The sequence below is a fragment of the Acinetobacter sp. CIP 102129 genome (assembly GCF_000368305.1).
Classification (GTDB): domain Bacteria; phylum Pseudomonadota; class Gammaproteobacteria; order Pseudomonadales; family Moraxellaceae; genus Acinetobacter; species Acinetobacter parvus.
Genome location: NZ_KB849340.1, coordinates 64,461 through 84,106 on the forward strand (window position 1 = coordinate 64,461; position 19,646 = coordinate 84,106).

Sequence of the window (19,646 nt, forward strand, 5' to 3'; positions counted from 1 at the left end):
ACGCCAGTGGCATCGCCGGGTAGCTATGTTCGGAAGGGATAACCGCTGAAAGCATCTAAGCGGGAAGCCTACCTCAAGATAAGATTTCCCTAGGAATTTATTCCTCTAAAGAGCCGTTCGAGACCAGGACGTTGATAGGTTGGGTGTGGAAGCACGGTGACGTGTGAAGCTGACCAATACTAATTGCTCGTGAGGCTTGACTATACAACACCCAAACAGTTGTTGTATTCAAGATAAATTCAATACACAACTTGATTTAGTGTGAAAACTAGTTAAAATGCTGAACACAAAGTTAGACTCAATATCTAATCCGTTAATAACTCTTTGGTTCGTAAGTAAGGCAGACATGAAGTGAAAACACAACATGATCAATAAGACCCCAAAACACCACAACAGTTTGCTGGCGACAATAGCAAGAGTGAACCACCTGATCCCTTCCCGAACTCAGAAGTGAAACCTCTTCGCGCTGATGGTAGTGTGGCGTTTGCCATGTGAGAGTAAGTCATCGCCAGCTTTTAAATACTAAACACCCCCTCCGCAAAAGCAGAGAGGGTGTTTTTTTATGCGAAAAGAAAATACAGAAAAGTATAAACAAAGAAGATTGTGAAATTCCTCAATATTATTTGATTTCTAGGTTAAAAATGCAAAAGCAGGAAAAGTGTAGGGTTTTCATCGGCGAATTGTATCTCGATGGATACCCTGTCAAATTCTGTTACAGGGTGAGAATAATAAAAAAAAGAAGCCCGATCATCCTGACAGGGCTTCTTTTATATTCAGTTTATTGTCGTTTATTTCCTATAAGCAACCACATCCTGTGCATCTTGTTGTTTTGAATGAGACTTCCTGTCTCTCTATGTTTTATATGATAGTGAAAATCTCCAGATGGGTATATTCGCCAATCTCTGCGATTGTTGTAGGTTTCGGCTTACATTGAGGTTTAGGAATCTATATAGCTAAATTCTAAAAATATTAGCACATGGAAACATCTGTAAAACCTCATTTCCTATAGTTTTAGGTGTGATGATAAATTAAGTATTCAGCTATAGTTTTAGATATAAAAAACGGAATCACTTGATTCCGCTTTTTAATCTGGCTTGATATTTAGAAATGGATATCTAAGCCAATATAAGGACCCTTGAAATTAAATTTAAGGTCATTTTTTTCGTAGTCGTCCAATTTAATGTCCAGAATACGGTAACCTGCCTTTAAGCCCACATCAACCAGTAGGTTATCGATAAAGTTGTACTGTAGTTCTGCCTGGGCATCGGTGATCTTGGCATCATTGAAGTTGCTATACAGCACTTCGCCCTTGGCACTTAAACCTGTAAATGGAAGTTTTGCACCTGCTGTTGCATAGATCACAGGAACTGTCTTATCAATATCTGTTTTGCTGAGAGCAAGAGTGGTGACATGACCGTTCAGGGTGGTTGCACCCACACCAACATCTGCATTTACGATATTATCCAGAATTTCATAGTATAGAATGAAGTCTGCATGATCCATGTTAATGTCATAGACTGGTTGTCCAGCAACTTCATTTTCAGTTTGGGTTTTTAAATTTACATAGCGAATTTTGGCATTGGGAATAAGTGGAACAGGATGCTCGATTGCCAGTGATAGTTGGGCTGCACCTTTACGCTCAAGGTCCTGATCACTTGCCGCTGTCTGGGCAGCCATGTTGGCCTGACCATCGTAAGCCCAGTAACTTAGGTCACCCTTGACACCAATGACATCTGCCTGTGCCAAACCGCTTAAGCCCATTCCTAGAGCAAGCAGTGATAATTTTAATACTTTCATTGAATTTTCCTAATTAAGTCGCTAAAAAAGTAATGAATTGTTGTGAATTCATCTAAGATTGGGCGAATCATATAGTGATCCAGAAAAATATGCAGTAATCTAAATTTAATTTTTTAAAAAGGAAATAAAAAGGACAAATGCAAAAGGCGTAGGTGGAAGAGGATTTTACTTGAATATTTTATATGCTGGACGGCAATAATTTGACTATACGGTTAAAATAACATTCAGTTGAAAAATAATCAATTATTTAAAAAACATAATTTTTCAGACAGAAATTACAGTAAAAAGAAATAAAAACAGGTATTGTTCGGCTATTAAAAAGCAGAAAAACAAAATCCAATCTTTAAGGAAGATGGTTTGGTTTTTGCTTGTTTGTTCATGAAAATGAGAGGCCCACAAGGTTGAAATTTCATGCAAGCAAAACAGGATTTTTATGGCACTTTTCATGTCTGTTGGATAATAAAACCTAACGCAGTATGAAAAATGCCAGCGGTATATATTTAGGTGTCATATGGCAGATTCTCGTGAAAACTGGACATCACGATCTGGTTTTATTATTGCAGCCGTTGGTTCGGCTGTAGGTTTGGGTAATATTTGGCGTTTTCCTTATGTTGCCTACGAAAATGGTGGTGGTGCGTTTCTTATCCCCTATTTACTCGCACTGATTACAGCTGGTTTACCTCTTTTATTCTTGGATTATGCAACTGGTCATCGTGCGCGTAATTCACCACCCAAAGCCTACCGTGCCCTGTTTAAAGGCGGCGAGACGCTTGGCTGGTGGCAGGTGTGTGTCTGTATCATTATTGGTTTGTACTATGCCAGCGTCCTGACCTGGGCGGGAAGTTATATCTATTTCTCAGTCGGTCAGGCGTGGGGCAGTGATCCAGAAAGTTTCTTCTTCAATACTTATTTACAGACTTCAAAGGCAACGGGTTTTGATTTTCAGTTTGTCAGTCACCTGTTTTGGCCAATTGTGGGAATCTGGGCGCTGACCTTGGTCATTCTATATGGTGGTGTGAAAAAGGGCGTTGAATTATCCAACAAGATTTTCATGCCATTGCTGTTCGTACTGTTCACCATCCTTGTGATTCAGTCACTACGCTTGCCTGGTGCGGTTGAGGGCTTAAACGCATTCTTTACTCCGAACTGGTCTGCGATGATGGACTATAAAGTGTGGCTGGCGGCGTATGGCCATACATTCTTCTCTCTATCCGTTGGTTTCGGGATCATGGTGACCTATGCCTCCTATCTCAAGCCTAAAACCAATTTGACAGGTTCTGGCTTAATCGTTGGCTTTGCCAATGCGTCAACTGAAATTCTGGCGGGTATTGGTATTTTTGCGGCATTGGGTTTTATGGCGCATACCGCAGGCAAGGAAGTGCAGGATGTGGTCAGTGGTGGTATTGGCCTTGCATTTATTGCATTCCCAAAAATCATTTCAAGTCTGGGTGCGGGTGCTGACCTATTTGGTCTATTGTTCTTCTCCTCACTGTTTGTGGCGGGTATTTCTTCCATGGTCAGTATTCTGGAAGTGCCAATTGCGGCAATGCAGGACAAGTTGAAATGGGGCCGTAAGAAAGCAGTAACCATCATTGGTGGGGGCAGTGCACTGGTTTCAGTGATCTTATTCTCAAGTGTGAATGCGATTAAACTGGTGGATATCGTCGATCACTTCATCAATAACATTGGAATTATTGGTGGTGCATTGATTTCAATTATCAGTATTGCGTGGTTTAAACGTTCAGCCCTGCTTGAGCTTCGTGACCATGTCAACCGTATTTCAACGATTCAACTCGGCAAGGGATGGGATTTTACCCTCACCGTGATTACCTCACTGATCCTGCTCACCACCTTAAGCATGACGGTATTTAATCTGGTGAAAAATGGTTACGATACCTACAGTATGAGTTTACTGGGCATCTTTGGATGGGGCAGTGTGATTTTCTGTGCTGTGGTTGCAATGGTGCTCAGCAAGATGAAAGATCGCTAGGAGTCTAGAATGAATACTTCCGCTATTATTATGATGATTGTTTCAATGGGTTTTATTTGGGGTGGGCTGGCTTTTTCCATTCTGCATCTGATGAAGCATCCAGAAGAAGCAGATGATGTTCTGGAAGATGTAAAAGACCAGCATACGCTTTAGTAAATGAGTAAAAAAACAGCCCTCAATGTAGGGCTGTTTTTTATACGAATTCAAATCAGGTGGAGATTTACAAGGGAATCGGCAGGACACAGCAACAGAAAGCATTCATGGGCTGGGTGGGATATGTAGCAAGGGTTTTGGCAGCCTGATGGCAACTGGAAAATTGTCGGTAGATCGCAGGCAGGCCTGAAATCAGTCCCTGTTTCTGAACAATATTTTTGACTGCACCTGAACAGGTCGTGCCACCATAAAGCTGACCCGCGGCGCATTTAAATCCCTTTATGGGTGAGAGGTGTTGCTGATAGGCTTCAATTGTTTTAATTGCCAGTGTATCGGTGAGTTTAGACAGAATCGCCATTTAAAATACCCATTATAATTGTATTTGAGCTACCCAAATTAACTGATTTCCTGAAATAATTAGGTTAAAGCCTGTTTGCTTTTTATGATGAAAATGCTGCGAAATAGCAGCAATCGTAACCATTTAAATTGTTTGAATTAAATCAACAAAAAAAGCAGGCTTTGAAGCCTGCTTTTTTATTAGCCTAATTTCTTAATCTGACAATAGTAGAAACCATCACCTGATTGTGCAGTTGGTAATAATTGACGACCGTAGGTCTGTTCAATGCCCCAATTGGCTTCGATTTTGATTTCCTCTGCATCTGCATGTTCCGCAAAGAATGCAGCCATTTGCTGTTCATTCTCAGCTTTTAGAATGGAGCAGGTGATATACAACAGCGTTCCACCAACTTTGAGCTGTTGCCACATCTGTTGAAGAATCTGTTTTTGTAATTCAACTGTCTGTGCGATATCAGTCGATTGTCTGAGCAGGCGAATATCGGGGTGGCGACGAATCACACCTGTTGCAGAACAAGGCGCATCCAGCACGATACAATCAACGGGTTCTGGTGCCTGCCAAGTGGTTGCATCAGCTGTCACGATCTCAACATTATGTTGATCTAATACAAGACGTTCTAAATTTTCAGAAACTCGCAGTAAACGTTTGGCATCATGATCCAGCGCAATCAGTTTTTTCGGGTTAAATCGCTCAAGAATATGCGCAGCTTTACCGCCTGGCGCAGCACAGGCATCGACAACCACTTGGTTATCTAAATTGGGTAAAAGCATCGCGCACAATTGGGCATGTTCATCTTGAACAGAAAAACCACCTTCTTCAAAACCTGGTAAATGGGTAATATTGCCTGTTTGTTCCAGAACAATACCCACATCTGAAAGCGTGCAAGGACGGGCGTCAATCTGTTCTTCATCTAAAATATCAAGATACTCATCACGACTGATTTGACGTTCATTGACACGCAGGGTCAGAGGGGCCACTTGTTTTAAGGCTTGGCATAGAGTTTCTGCTTGCTCAGGCCAATCTTTTTTGAGTCGCTTGAATAACCAGCTTGGTAAACCATGCGTATTATTCAACGCTGTTTGAAATTCAGCTGTTTCACGTGAAACACGACGCAGAATTGCATTGACCACGCCACTCATGGGTTCGAAACCGAGTTGCTTAGCCGCATTTACCGTTTCTGAAATCGCAGCATGTAAAGGAATACGCGTACATAAAATTTGATATAAACCTAGATATAAACAACTTTCTAGCGCTTCATTGTCCAATGGCTTCGTAAGTAAGGGTAAGGTAATTGCTTTTAAAGAAAACCATTGGCGTAAACAACCTAAAGTAAGTTCGTGATATAAACCACGGTCACGTTCAGAAACAATATTGATATGTTGATTTAAAACAGAAGCCAAAGATTGCCCGTTTTGAACCGCCAAAAGTGTTTTGACCACTTGTGCGCGCAGATTCAAATTTTTTGCAGATGATTGATTCGATTGGCTCATGGGAGAATTTGTCCAAGATGTAATTTTTGAGTTTGGGCAATTTGTACAGGATTTAGGGCCTTGCCACCTGGCCATTGCAGACTGGTGAGGCACACCGTGGTATTGTCGCCACAGGCAACATGTACGCCTTGTTTATCAATTGCAAGAATTTCACCGACTTGTGCATCTGCCTTGTTGTGTTCAGAGAGCATTGAACTCCAAACACGTAAAGCATTATTTTCATCCAATTGAATAAAAGCCACAGGCCAAGGATTGAACGCTCGAATATTGCGGTCGATTTGGATTGCAGTTTGTGTCCAATCAATTCGTGCTTCTGATTTCACTAATTTATGTGCATAAACCGTGAGGGATTCATCTTGAACTTCACGTTTTTCGATAAAATCCTGCAAGCTTTGCTCTGACTCAAGCACGGCACAAATCGCTTCAGCACCTTGAAGCGCCAACTTGTCATGCAAGGTTGCAGAGGTATCTTCTGCAGTAATTGGGCAATAGGTTTTGTACATCATATCGCCTGTGTCCAAACCTGCTGCCATTTGCATGATGGTGATACCTGTTTCAGCATCTCCTGTTGCGATTGCACGTTGAATCGGAGCTGCTCCACGCCAACGAGGTAATAGAGAACCGTGAATGTTTAAACAACCATATTTAGGGGTATCTAAAACCGCTTGCGGTAAGATTAAACCATAGGCTGCAACCACCATGACATCAGCGCCTAGAGCAGCAAGTTCTTGTCGAGCTGCCAAACCTTCTTCAGTAGACGCTTTAAAATTCAAAGGTTGATAGACAGGTAAATTGTGTTCAAGTGCCAATTGTTTAACAGGCGATGGTGTTAATTTTTGTCCACGTCCTGATTTACGGTCAGGCTGGGTATAAACCGCAATGATCTGGTGTGATGTTTTTAATAATGCCGCCAATGCGGTTGCCGCAAATTCAGGCGTACCAGCAAAAATGATTTTCACAAATGGAATCCAAATAAAACTTATCGCAAATTATAAGCGAAAACGTGACGAGTCCCTAATTCACGGGCTGAATTGCATTTGTGTAAAAAAGATAGGCCTGTTGGTCATCAGTTAAACGATAACTTGTAGTATGATGGAAACAGCTCAGTATCATTTCGCCAGAGAGAATGTTCTATTCTTCTCGAGCACAAACTTGTTGGGAATCAAAAATGCCTGATTATCGTTCGAAAACATCAACACATGGAAGAAATATGGCTGGCGCGCGCGGTTTATGGCGTGCGACAGGTATGAAAGATGAAGATTTTGGCAAACCAATTATTGCGGTGGTCAATTCATTTACCCAATTTGTTCCTGGACATGTGCATCTTAAAGATTTAGGGCAACTGGTTGCACGAGAAATTGAAGCTTCTGGTGGTGTCGCAAAAGAATTTAATACCATTGCCGTTGATGACGGAATTGCCATGGGTCATGACGGGATGCTGTATTCACTACCATCACGTGATTTAATTGCCGATTCTGTAGAATACATGGTGAATGCACATTGTGCCGATGCAATGGTGTGTATCTCGAACTGTGACAAGATCACACCAGGAATGCTGATGGCTGCAATGCGCTTGAATATCCCAGTGGTGTTCGTATCTGGCGGTCCTATGGAAGCGGGTAAAGTCAAATTCCGTGGTGATGAAAAGGCAATCGACTTAGTTGATGCCATGGTCGTTGCAGCAGATGAAAGCTATACCGATGAAGAAGTTGCAGCATTTGAGCGTTCGGCATGTCCAACGTGTGGTTCATGTTCGGGTATGTTTACTGCAAACTCAATGAACTGTTTAACTGAAGCTTTGGGTTTATCATTGCCGGGTAATGGTTCTATTGTTGCAACTCACGCTAACCGCAAAAAACTATTCCTAAAAGCAGGTCGTTTAGTCGTTGAACTTGCGAAGCGTTATTATGAACAAAATGATGACAGCATTCTGCCACGTTCAATTGCAACCAAAGCAGCATTTGAAAATGCGATGACTTTGGATATTGCAATGGGTGGTTCTACCAATACCGTATTGCATTTGCTTGCTGCTGCACATGAAGCAGAAGTTGATTTCACTATGGATGATATCGACAATTTATCTCGTAAAGTACCTGTATTGTCTAAAGTTGCACCTGCAAAGTCGGATGTGCATATGGAAGATGTACACCGTGCTGGGGGTATCATGGCGATCTTGGGTGAACTCGATCGTGCTCACTTACTGAACACCTCTTGCCCAACGGTACATGAACCTACTCTCAAAGATGCTTTAGACAAGTGGGATATTATCCGCACTGAAGATGCAGATGTTTATGAGTTCTATCGCTCATCACCGGGTGGTGTTCCAACTCAAGTGGCATTTTCACAAAACCGTTATTATTCAACTTTGGATGGTGACCGTGAGAAAGGTGTGATTCGTAATGCTGAACATGCTTTCTCTAAAGATGGTGGCTTGGCAGTCCTTTACGGCAACATTGCTTTAGATGGTTGTATCGTGAAAACTGCGGGTGTGGATGATTCGATTCTTAAATTCACGGGAACGGCTCGCGTGTTTGAAAGCCAAGATTCAGCGGTTGAAGCGATTTTAGATCATAAGATCGTGGCAGGTGACATCGTTGTCATTCGTTATGAAGGCCCACGTGGTGGTCCAGGCATGCAGGAAATGTTGTACCCAACCAGTTACTTGAAGTCGAAAGGTTTGGGTAAGGACTGTGCCTTGATTACCGATGGTCGCTTCTCTGGTGGTTCTTCAGGTTTATCCATTGGTCACGTGTCTCCAGAAGCAGCGGAAGGTGGTGCAATTGGTCTGGTTGAAGATGGTGATACCATCCAAATTGATATTCCGAATCGTAGCATTCACCTTGATGTTGATGATGCAACGATGGCACACCGTCGTACGGCACAGGAAGCCAAAGGTTGGCATCCAGTGGAAGAGCGTAAACGTAAAGTGTCTAAATCCTTGAAGATTTATGCGATGCATTCAACCAGTGCCGCAAAAGGTGCGGTACGAGTTTTGTAAGCCCATTCAGTCCCTTTTGATAAAAAAGGGACTTTTTTCTCATTTTATAATATAAGATACTGAATACACTTGATTCTCATTTGCCAGTAAACTTGAGAATATAATCTACTTTTCTATAAATTCATTACGCTTAGAGGCGATTGACATGTCTTTGTTACGTCGTTGGTTTGATCCCATCCGATCGAGTTGGTTCTATCAAAAACCCTCTCGTCAGGCGGTGTTACCCACGGAACAGGGTTTAACGATTTACCTCCGTTTGGATGATGTTTATAGCTATCTGGCAGTGCAGCAGCTTGATCAACTCAATGAGATCTTGAGTGATGAACTCAAACCCCTAAAAGTCATTATCTCAAGACAGGATGCAGAACCCCCGAATGGCATGTCCAGACAGGATTGGCAAAGTTACTGTCTAAATGATGCAAAAATCCTCGCCAAACAGCACCGTTTTGGTTTTGATGACACCCCAGAGATTCCTAGTGCAGAAGCTTTACAGCAGGCTGAGACAATTTTAAGAAATACCCCATTACGAGAACAAAATTTCCTGCATTTGCTTGAAGATGTGTTTCATATGCTGTGGCAGCAGCAATATGGAAAGTTGCGTACCCTGTATGCCATGGCAAGCCAGCATCAGGCGCCACAGGATTATCCTGAGCGTATCTTTAAAGATGTACCTGTAGCCGCCAGCTATTTCGAATTTGGCGAACGTAAATATCAGGCTGTAGATGATTTGCTGCGTCTAACCCGCCGTCTTAAACAGCAAAAACTGCTGACGGGCAATCCAATTTTCCTGATCAACCATATTGAATGGCGTGAACATCTGATCAATGATGGTGAGGCACTGGCAGAAGTTCAGGCATTGCAACCAGAGCTGGATTTGTATATTGCGCTTGAAGACCCGATGAGCTGGCTGTTGCTGGCCTATATCAAGGAAGAGCTGGCCAATTATTATAATATTCAATTGAGCGTTTATCCGCTGAGCTATCATGGGCGAGACTGGTTTGACTGGAGTCTCGCGACTCGTGTTTCCAAACGTACACAGGTGGCATTCACCCCATTCTGTCGTCCAACCAAAGAAGCCACCTATGAAATGGCGAAGCTGTTTTACAGTGTTGCAGAGGAACAGCAGGTGGATGTGATCCACCAGATTTTGGAAAGCGTATGGACACGAGGCAAGGATTTATCCTTTAAGGCGCATTTTCAGCGGATGCAAAAGCGCTTGCAGATTGAGCAGGTCACCGAACAGGATGTTGAGGTCTTATTAAAACAGAATGATGAGCTATGCCAGCAGAAGCACCAACCCGACTTTCCTGTACTGGAATTACGGATTGATGGGCAAAGCTATGTGTTTAATAGCCTGTATCGAGTTTGGATGATTGAAAGTATTATCAGTAATGTACTGGAAGAAAAATATAAGCAGGAAAGCCAAGAATAAATAAAAAAGGCAGCCTAAGCTGCCCACGATTTTAGTTTTTATCTTTTAAGCTAAACAACAAATTCAGGAAAATCGCTGCAAACGTTGCTGTGCCAATCCCACCCAGATTAAAGTTGCCAAATAGCAGTTCAAAATTGCCTGCACCTAAAATAATGGTCACTGAAGCCACAATCAAGTTTTTATTGTTGGAGAAGTCAACCTTGTTTTCGATCCAGATTTTCGCTCCAGCAATGGTGATCAAGCCAAACACCACGATGGAGGCACCTGTCAGAACCGCTGTTGGAATGGTGCTAATCACCGCGCCAAACTTTGGTGAAAGCCCCAGAAAAATGGCGAACACACCAGCGATTACAAACACAATGGTTGAATAGACACGGGTAACGGCCATCACTCCAATATTTTCACCATAGGTGGTCATGCCAGGCGCACCGACACTACCTGACAGGGTGGTGGCTAAACCATCGGCAACAAAGGCCTTGCCCAATTGTGGGGTCAGGTTTTCGCCTGTCATCGCTCCCACTGCCTTGATATGGCCTAAATTCTCGGCAACCAGAATCAGTGCCACAGGGGCAATAATCAGAATTGCATTCATGTCAAACGCTGGATGTGAGAAGCTTGGAATACCGAACCATGGCGCGGCTGCAATCTGAGAAAAATCAATGGCTTTGCCAAAGCCGAGCACATTGGTTGCAACGGCATACAGTCCGTAGGCAATCAACAAGCCCACCAATAAAAGTAAACGTTGTAGCAGACCTTTGGTGAAAACTGCGATAATACCCATACACAGTACTGTAATCAGTGCCATCCACATTTCAAAAGGCTGTCCCGCCACACCCTTGATGGTCACAGGGGCAAGGTTGAGACCAATGATCATCACGATTGCGCCTGTCACCACAGGTGGCATCAGTTTTTCAATCCAGCGCGTGCCTGTGAGCATCACGGCAACGCCAATCAGGGCATAGAAAATACCACAGGCAACAATGCCGCCGAGTGCAATCGCAAGGTTTGGATTTGCCCCCGAACCTGTAACATGACCTGTTGCGGCCGCCACCACACCAATAAAGGCAAAGCTTGAACCTAGGTAACTTGGAACACGTCCACCTGTGATCAGAAAGAAGATAATGGTACAAATCCCTGACATTAAAATGGCAAGGTTGGGATTGAATCCCATCAGCAATGGGGCAAGTACGGTTGCGCCAAACATTGCAAATGCGTGTTGAACCCCGAGCACCGCACTTTGTAAGGGCGGTAAATATTCGTTTGTCGCAACAGGGCGATGATCAATCTTTCCCTGATACGGCTGCCATTTTGGAAACCAACTTGACATAGATAAACTCTTGATCAGATAAATCAGCCGCTATGATACTCTGCCTGATCTGCAACTTTCATCTGGTCATGTTGGGCAATGGCTGCAATATCGTGGTTTTAAATACTTATTTTTATCATTTGGTAAAATAAATTTAAAGCTAAGCACCCATATTCATTGTGGATTTACACAAAGTTGACTATTTCACTCAACAAATAAAAAAGATGGGTTTTTAGCAATAAAAAATGACTGAATAGACATGCGGCATCTGCAAGTGACTTTACAGGTGCCGCGCCAGCTTAAATGATTAACCTGTATTTCTTAACCCTGCCGCAATCCCAGCAATACTGACCATCAAGGCATGATCGACAGGGCTATGTTCAGTTTGGTGCTGTGCCAGATACAGACGACGACGCTTCATCAATTCTGCCTGTAATAAATGCAATGGCAATAAATATGGTTTACGCACCTGCATGGACTGGTCCAGCACTTCATTATTACTTAAAAGCTTAGACTCACCTTTTAGACTCAGCAGGGTATCCACCGCATTTTGCAGGCGTTGGCGTAGCTCAATCCCTAGAACTTTTAAGTCCTGATCTTGGGTGAGATGAGATTCATAGTACAACGCAATATCTGCATCAGATTTGGATAAAACCATTTCCAGCATATCAATTAAAGTTTGGAAATACGGCCACTGTTCAAGCATTTCATTTAAGGTGTTTTGGTGTTGTCCATGTACCTGATTGATCGCCGTGCCTGTACCCAGCCATGCAGGCAGCATCAGGCGAATCTGGGTCCAGGCAAACACCCACGGAATGGCGCGTAGTGATTCAATGCCACCGCTAACCTTGCGCTTGGCTGGACGTGAACCGAGCGGTAACATTTGTAGCTCCAGTTCAGGGGTAACGGTACGCAGGTAGCTGACAAAATTTGGATTTTCACGCACAGTTTGTCGATAAACCTGTACCGATAAATCAGTCATTTGATTCATTAAGTCTCGCCATTCTTTCTTTGGCTCTGGCGGTGGTAGTAGTGTTGCTTCTAATGTTGCCGCTGTATAGATTTCCAAATTTTGTAGCGCGATGCCTTCTAAACCAAATTTAAAGCGAATCATTTCACCCTGTTCAGTAACACGAATTGCTCCAGAGATTGAACCTGGTGGCTGGGAAAATAAGGCTTGCTGGGTCGGTGCGCCGCCACGGCTGATCGAACCACCACGTCCGTGGAACAGGGTCAGTTGTACGCCATGATTTTTGGCAATCGCGGTCAGTTCCTCCTGAGCGCGATATTGCGCCCAGTTGGCCGACATAAAGCCCGCGTCCTTGGCTGAGTCTGAATAGCCAATCATCACTTCATGTTTACCCTGAATATGCTGTTTGTACCAATGCACATTAAACAGGGTGTTCATGGTTTTGGCTGCGCCATCCAGGTCCTTTAATGTTTCAAATAAAGGCACCACACGAAGCGGATGCTGAATCCCAGCTTCTTTTTGTAAGAGTAAAACAGCTAAGACGTCGCTTGGATATTCTGCCATCGAAATAATATAGGCACCCAAGCTCTCAGCTGGTTGTTCAGCCAGGGTACGCATGGTGGCAAACACTTCCAGCACATCTGGATGCCGAATCAGGCTGCCCTCTGGTTCATTCAGATATTTAGGGAGTAAAGGACGTTTGCTCTGCAGCTCTTGGATCAGGAAATTTTGACGAGCCTGTTCCGTCCACGATTCAAAATTGCCTAGACCTAGATATTCAGTAATCGCTGAAATGGCTTGACGATGTCGACCTGATTCCTGGCGGATATCCAGTTTCAGCAGTTCTATGCCAAAACAGTTGACACGGTAAATGAAATCCAGCAACTGGCCATTGGCAATTTCAGCTAGATTGCTGTCAATCAGGGAGCGATAGCACAGCAATAAAGGCTGTAATAGTTCATCTTTAGTCTTGATGATTTGACTGTCATCCGCATCCAGTCCATGTAAACGTTGTGTCAGCCAGTGACGAGTAGCTTTGAGTTTTTCACGTGTGGCTCTTAAATATTCACGATAGGGTTCAGGGTGTTCATAACCTAATGCTTGAGTGAGTTCATCTGAACAGGTTTGAATCGACAGTTCCCAACGCAGGTTTTCAATATCACGTAGATAGAGGTCGGCCGCCTGCCAGCGCGACAGCCACAACACCTCCTGTGTCACCTGATGGGTAACATTGGGGTTGCCATCACGGTCGCCACCCATCCATGAGGCAAAACGAATCGGGGCAATATCCAGAGGCAGGGATTGCTGGCAATGTTGCTGGGTCAGTTCATTCAGTTCACGGATAAATTTTGGAACTGCATTCCATAAACTCTGTTCAATGGTGGCAAAGCCCCATTTCGCTTCATCCACAGGAGTAGGGCGATGCTGGCGAATCTCATCGGTTTGCCAGGCTGAACTCACCAGTTGCTTGAGTGTGGCAATGGTCTGCTGGCGTTCTCTCGGTGTGAGTTTCTGTTGATCAAGCTGTGATAGGCAGTCGGTAATATCATCATATTTCTGGATCAGGGTACGGCGGCTGACTTCGGTCGGATGTGCGGTGAGCACCAGCTCGATGTTGAGGTCGCAGATCTGCTGGAACAGGTGCTGTTCACTAATCTGTTGGGTTCTGAATTTTTCAAAGAGATGCGTCAGTGGGTTTGGACTGGATGTCTGCTCGTCAAACTCAGCCTGACGGCGGTTACGCACCACATGGTACTGCTCAGCGATGTTGGCAAAGTTGAGAAAATATGAAAATGCACGGGTCAGGGGCAAAATTTCTTCATCTTTTAGGCCGAGGAAAAGGTGTTCGAGCTGTTTTTCCGCCTCGATTTGACCATCACGGGCACCCTTGGCCAGGGCACGAATCTGCTCAACCTGATTAAACAAATCCTGTCCTGCATGCTGCTTTAAGGTTTCGCCCAGTAAATTACCCAGTAAACGAACATCTTCTCGTAATGGCGCAGTGATTTGTTGTGTCATTATGCTTCTCCTCTGCTCATGTCTTGACTATAACCTGATTGTCAGACATTCCAAGTGGAGAACGTAAGGAAATGTGAAATTTCTTTAAAATTTAGGTTGATATTTAAGCAAAAAAAGTTCAATGGCCTGTTCAATCATCTGCTCAATTTCAACCGTGGTTGGCACCGAATCCAGACCCAGTAAAACCTTGTGATGACGTGTGCCGAGCATCAGCGCCACGATCAGTTCGGTTTGTTTGAGGGGATCATCTGCCTGAATAAAGTTGAGTGTGATGGCCTGCTCAAAAAAACCACACCAGACATTGCCCATACGGCTATGTGATGCATCAAAAAATTGTTGTGTAAGTGGACTTTGTTCAGCGGCAAGTTCAAACAGCACCCGATCCAGCTTCATCGCTTCAGGCAGGTAAATAATGCTTAAGGCACGCTGACACATTAAATATAGTGCCTGCCTAAAGTCGGACTCAGGTGTGAGTTCAAACTGCTTTGCCCGAATGGACTCCTCACAGCTCTCCTCAATCGCACAGGTAAACAGATTGGCCTTGTCAAGAAATGGTTGTACACCGTGAGTTTGGTGACAGCCGCCTCTTTGGCAATCTGGTCCATGCTGGTGGCGTGATAACCCATTTTTAGAAAAATAGATTTTGCAGCCTGCAAAATTCTGGCTCTTTTTTCTAAATCTTTGGGACGACCACTGGTTGTCTGCACGTTATCGTTCTCTTTTAATTCAATTAAAAAATCAGGTTGCTAGATTTAATTTTTATTTAATGTACTCATGAGTATATTAATTAAAAATTAAACAATTTATGATAATGCCCATATCACGCCCTAAAAATCAATTTGAATAAGAGCGCAAAATAGATGAATCAGATCAATCGTATCATATTGGGGTTAGTCATTGTCAGTAGTGTCATCCTCAGCGCATGTCAGAAAGAGGTGCCCAGAACTGAGGAAATTCCTTATGTCATGGTGACGCAGCCGAGTAGCAACCATATTGACCAGAAAAGCTATGCAGGTGATGTGCAGGCCAGACAGCAGACCGCACTGGCATTCCGTGTCGGGGGCCAGATTACCGAACGTTATGCCGATGTTGGAGATCGGGTTAAGGTTGGGCAGGTGTTGGCAAAACTGGATGTGAAAGATGCCCAGTTGCAAATGAATGCGGCCAAAGCCCAACTGGACAGTGCACAGGCCGCCGCAAAAATTGCATTGGAAGAATATAAGCGTTATCAACAACTTTTGCCTGTCAATGCGGTCAGCCGTTCACAATTTGATGCTATTAAAAACCAGTATGAGTCGGCACAGGCAACACTGCAACAGGCCCGTTCAAACTATGAGGTTTCCTCTAACCAAACAGGCTATAACCAGTTGGTCTCCAATAAAAATGGGGTGATTACCCAACGCAATATTGAAACAGGACAGGTGGTGGCGGCAGGGCAGGCTGCCTATCAACTGGCGATTGATGGGGAGCGTGAGGTGGTGTTTGGTGTGCCTGAACAGGCAGTCAGTACCATTAAAGTCGGGCAGCCTGCCTGGGTCACCTTATGGTCTCAGCCAGAAGCACGTTTTGCCGCAAAAGTCCGTGAGGTCTCACCAGCCGCTGACCAGTCGCGTACATTTACTGTCAAGGTCTCCCTGCTTGAGGGACAGTCCACGATTCAACTTGGACAAAGCGCACGAGTGTTCTTTGTGGCAAATGAAAACAATGTCCTGAGCGTGCCTTTATCCAGCGTCACTGCCAATGATCAACAAGCTTATGTCTGGGTGGTCAATGCCAATCAAACCTTACGTAAAGTTCCTGTGACTTTGGGAACTTATGGCCGTGACAGTGTGCCTATTCTTTCAGGTCTAAAAGCTTCAGATTGGGTTGTGGTCGGTGGTGTGCACCTGTTGCGTGATCAGCAAAAAATTCATCCTGTAGACCGTGATAATCGTGAAGTCACGGTAAAAGCGGGAGGTTAAGCATGAAATTTAACCTTTCAGAATGGGCGCTGAAGAATAAGGGCATTGTTCTGTATTTTATGCTGTTACTTGGCATTGTTGGGGTGATGTCCTATTCCAAGCTGTCACAGAGCGAAGACCCACCTTTTACCTTTAAAGTGATGGTGGTGCAGACCTATTGGCCAGGCGCAACCGCACAGGAAGTTGCAACTCTGGTGACAGATCGCATTGAAAAAGAACTGATGACTACAGGGCAATATGAAAATATTCGGGCATATTCACGGCCTGGGGAATCTATGGTGACATTTATCGCCAAGGATTCTTATCGTTCCAGTGAAATTCCTGATGTTTGGTATAACGTGCGTAAAAAGGTCAATGACATTCGCTCGCAACTGCCAAGCGGTGTGCAGGGGCCGTTCTTTAATGATGAGTTCGGCGATACCTTCGGCAATATCTATGTCCTGACGGGCAAAGATTTTGACTATGCGGTAATGAAAGAATATGCCGATCGTTTGCAACTACAATTGCAACGGGTCAAGGATGTCAGCAAGGTGAATCTTGTTGGTCTACAAGACCAGAAAATCTGGATTGAGCTGTCCAATACCAAGGCGGTGCAGCTTGGCGTCCCTGTCACAGCCATTCAGGAAGCGATTCAAAAGCAGAATGACATGGCAGGTGCGGGCTTCTTTGAAACAGGCACAGACCGTATTCAAATCCGAGTTAGCGGACACTTACATAGTGTCGATGACCTTAAAAAAATGCCGTTATTGGTGGGTGATAAAACCATTCAACTTGGTGATGTTGCTGAGGTCTATCGCGGCTTTAGTGAGCCTGCGCAGCCACGTATGCGTTTTATGGGCGAAAATGGGATTGGCATTGCGGTGTCCATGCGTAAAGGTGGGGACATCATTGCATTGGGCAAAAATTTAGAAACCGAATTTAACAGTCTACAAAAAAGCTTACCTTTGGGCATGAAACTGCAAAAAGTTTCAGACCAACCTGTTGCAGTACAACGTAGTATTCAAGAGTTTTTAAAAGTTTTAGCTGAAGCGGTCATTATCGTTTTATTGGTCAGTTTCTTCTCACTCGGTTTTCGTACAGGGCTTGTTGTTGCATTGTCGATTCCATTGGTTTTAGCAATGACCTTTGCTGGGATGAGTTTATTTGACGTTGGCTTACATAAAATCTCATTAGGCGCATTGATTCTTGCGCTGGGTTTGTTGGTCGATGATGCCATTATCGCCGTGGAAATGATGGCGATCAAAATGGAGCAAGGCTACAGTCGACTCAAGGCCGCAGGTTTTGCATGGCAAACCACAGCTTTTCCAATGCTCACAGGTACCTTGATCACCGCGGCAGGCTTCCTGCCGATTGCCACCGCGCAGTCAGGAACAGGTGAATACACACGTTCTATTTTCCAGGTAGTCACCATTGCCCTGATTGTGTCGTGGATTGCGGCGGTATTGTTTGTACCTTATCTGGGTGAGAAGCTACTGCCAGACTTCACCAAACAACAGCAGAAAGCGGCATGGTATCTGCGCCTATGGGCGCGACTGCGTAAGCAACCTGAACCTGTGGTCGAGGCACATGGAACGCATCACGATCCTTATCAATCCAGGTTTTACCAGTCTTTCCGTAATGTGGTGGAAATCTGTATTACCTATCGTAAAACGGTAATTGCTATTACGGTGGGTATCTTTGTGTTGTCTGTTGCGATGTTTAAGTTGGTACCGCAACAATTCTTCCCCCCATCGAATCGTGCTGAAATTTTAGTGGATTTAAAGCTGGAAGAAGGGGCTTCCCTAACGGCGACAGAACAAGCAGTACATAAGGTAGAACAATTCCTATCCAAACAAAAAGGGATTGATAATTATGTCGCTTATGTCGGCACAGGTTCACCACGTTTCTATCTGCCTTTAGATCAACAATTGCCACAGGCCAGCTTTGCCCAGTTTGTGGTCTTGGCTTCTTCTCTGGATGACCGTGATGAAATCCGCCGTTCTTTAGAGACACAAATTAAGCAGTTGTTGCCTCAGGTGCGTACCCGTGTGTCCTTATTGGAAAATGGCCCTCCTGTGGGTTATCCATTGCAATATCGGGTCTCAGGTGAAGATTTGGCGACGGTTCGGGCAGAGGCTCAGAAAGTGGCTAAAGTGCTGAGCGAAGACCCAAACACCACTAATGTACATCTGGACTGGGGTGAACCAAGCAAGATTATTGCCATTGAGATTGATCAGGACCGTGCGCGTCAAATGGGCGTTTCCAGTGTTGATCTGGCCAATTTCCTCAATGCCTCAGTGACAGGCGCGGTGATGAATCAATATCGTGAAAAACGTGAACTCATTGAAATTCGTTTACGTGGTGATAAGTCAGAACGTGTCGAAGTGGCTTCGTTAGCAAATTTAGCCGTGCCAACCACCAAAGGAACCACTGTACCTCTAGCACAAATAGCAAAAATTGAGTCACGTTTTGAAGAAGGTTTAATTTGGCATCGTAATCGTTTACCGACGATTACCGTTCGCGCGGATATTCGTACCCATTTACAACCTGCAACAGTGGTTCAGCAATTGGCGGAAAAGATGCAGACTCTACGTGCCGATTTACCAAATGGCTATTTACTTGAGGTGGGTGGTACAGTTGAGGAGTCGGCCAAAGGTCAAAATTCTGTGAATGCAGGTATGCCACTGTTCCTTGCGGTGGTCATGACCCTGTTGATGATTCAGTTGCGTAGCATGTCTCGCGCGACCATCGTCTTGCTGACCGCACCGCTTGGCCTGATTGGGGTGGTGGCGTTCCTGTTGTTGTTCAATAAACCGTTTGGTTTCGTGGCCATGCTCGGAACCATTGCCCTGTCTGGCATGATCATGCGTAACTCGCTGATCCTGATTGACCAGATTGAGCAGGACATTCAGGCGGGGCATGAACCGTGGGAGGCGGTGATTGGTGCCACCATGCGCCGTTTCCGCCCGATTGTGTTGACGGCCCTGGCTGCGGTGCTGGCGATGATTCCATTATCACGCAGTATTTTCTTTGGTCCGATGGCGGTTGCGATTATGGGCGGCTTGATTGTAGCCACCCTGTTGACCCTGTTTTTCCTGCCTGCACTCTATGCGGCGTGGTTTAAGGTCAAGAAAGCAACACATCTATCGTAATTATTTTGTGAATAAAGGTGCGAAATATTGAAAATTTTAATATA

At 44.4% G+C, this 19,646-nt stretch carries 12 protein-coding genes, 1 rRNA gene and 1 pseudogene; 7 read left to right on the forward strand and 7 right to left on the reverse strand.

Annotated features, from left to right (window positions below; translation table 11 throughout):
- The first annotated feature begins 399 nt into the window (after window positions 1-399).
- Window positions 400-514: ribosomal RNA gene (gene rrf / locus F973_RS04440) — 5S ribosomal RNA — on the forward strand.
- A 587-nt stretch (window positions 515-1,101) separates the two neighbouring features.
- Here the strand turns inward: rrf and F973_RS04445 are convergent.
- A complete protein-coding gene (locus F973_RS04445; RefSeq protein ID WP_004679219.1) occupies window positions 1,102-1,797 on the reverse strand; it encodes a TIGR04219 family outer membrane beta-barrel protein in 696 nt (231 codons plus the stop codon).
- Between the two features lie 511 nt (window positions 1,798-2,308).
- On the opposite strand from F973_RS04445, the gene F973_RS04450 reads away from it, so the two are divergent.
- Window positions 2,309-3,787, forward strand: a complete 1,479-nt coding sequence (locus F973_RS04450) for a sodium-dependent transporter (RefSeq protein WP_004756837.1) — start codon at window positions 2,309-2,311, stop codon at window positions 3,785-3,787.
- A 9-nt stretch (window positions 3,788-3,796) separates the two neighbouring features.
- Window positions 3,797-3,940 (forward strand): methionine/alanine import family NSS transporter small subunit, encoded by a 144-nt coding sequence (locus tag F973_RS14495; protein WP_004679217.1) that lies wholly within the window; start codon window positions 3,797-3,799, stop codon window positions 3,938-3,940.
- Between the two features lie 67 nt (window positions 3,941-4,007).
- Here the strand turns inward: F973_RS14495 and yidD are convergent, their stop codons facing one another.
- From yidD to fmt, 3 genes are all read right to left on the reverse strand, one after another.
- Complete coding sequence (gene yidD, locus F973_RS04455) at window positions 4,008-4,298, reverse strand: membrane protein insertion efficiency factor YidD (RefSeq protein ID WP_004679216.1); 291 nt, start codon at window positions 4,296-4,298, stop codon at window positions 4,008-4,010.
- A 179-nt stretch (window positions 4,299-4,477) separates the two neighbouring features.
- On the reverse strand, window positions 4,478-5,785 hold the full coding sequence (gene rsmB, locus F973_RS04460; protein ID WP_004760301.1) for a 16S rRNA (cytosine(967)-C(5))-methyltransferase RsmB: 1,308 nt from the start codon (window positions 5,783-5,785) through the stop codon (window positions 4,478-4,480).
- Entirely contained in the window at window positions 5,782-6,744 is a 963-nt protein-coding gene (fmt, locus tag F973_RS04465) for a methionyl-tRNA formyltransferase (protein WP_004760303.1), read from the reverse strand. The genes rsmB and fmt overlap by 4 nt, the downstream gene beginning before the upstream one ends.
- Window positions 6,745-6,953: 209 nt before the next feature.
- Here fmt and ilvD point away from each other — a divergent pair, with 209 nt between their 5' ends.
- Both ilvD and F973_RS04475 read left to right on the forward strand, forming a co-directional pair.
- Window positions 6,954-8,783 (forward strand): dihydroxy-acid dehydratase, encoded by a 1,830-nt coding sequence (gene ilvD / locus F973_RS04470; RefSeq protein WP_034428198.1) that lies wholly within the window; start codon window positions 6,954-6,956, stop codon window positions 8,781-8,783.
- Between the two features lie 145 nt (window positions 8,784-8,928).
- Window positions 8,929-10,215, forward strand: coding sequence for a hypothetical protein (locus F973_RS04475; protein ID WP_004760305.1), 1,287 nt, complete (start codon window positions 8,929-8,931; stop codon window positions 10,213-10,215).
- Between the two features lie 31 nt (window positions 10,216-10,246).
- On the opposite strand, the gene F973_RS04480 is transcribed toward F973_RS04475, so the two are convergent.
- The 3 genes and pseudogenes from F973_RS04480 to F973_RS04490 form a co-directional block, all read right to left on the reverse strand.
- Entirely contained in the window at window positions 10,247-11,542 is a 1,296-nt protein-coding gene (locus tag F973_RS04480) for a solute carrier family 23 protein (RefSeq protein ID WP_004760306.1), read from the reverse strand.
- A 286-nt stretch (window positions 11,543-11,828) separates the two neighbouring features.
- On the reverse strand, window positions 11,829-14,510 hold the full coding sequence (ppc, locus tag F973_RS04485) for a phosphoenolpyruvate carboxylase (protein ID WP_004760308.1): 2,682 nt from the start codon (window positions 14,508-14,510) through the stop codon (window positions 11,829-11,831).
- Between the two features lie 84 nt (window positions 14,511-14,594).
- A pseudogene (locus F973_RS04490) lies at window positions 14,595-15,217 on the reverse strand (TetR/AcrR family transcriptional regulator).
- 153 nt (window positions 15,218-15,370) lie between these two features.
- Between F973_RS04490 and F973_RS04495 the strand changes: the two are divergent.
- Entirely contained in the window at window positions 15,371-16,471 is a 1,101-nt protein-coding gene (locus F973_RS04495) for an efflux RND transporter periplasmic adaptor subunit (RefSeq protein WP_004760311.1), read from the forward strand.
- Between the two features lie 2 nt (window positions 16,472-16,473).
- Entirely contained in the window at window positions 16,474-19,602 is a 3,129-nt protein-coding gene (locus F973_RS04500) for an efflux RND transporter permease subunit (RefSeq protein WP_004760313.1), read from the forward strand.
- Window positions 19,603-19,646 lie beyond the last annotated feature (44 nt).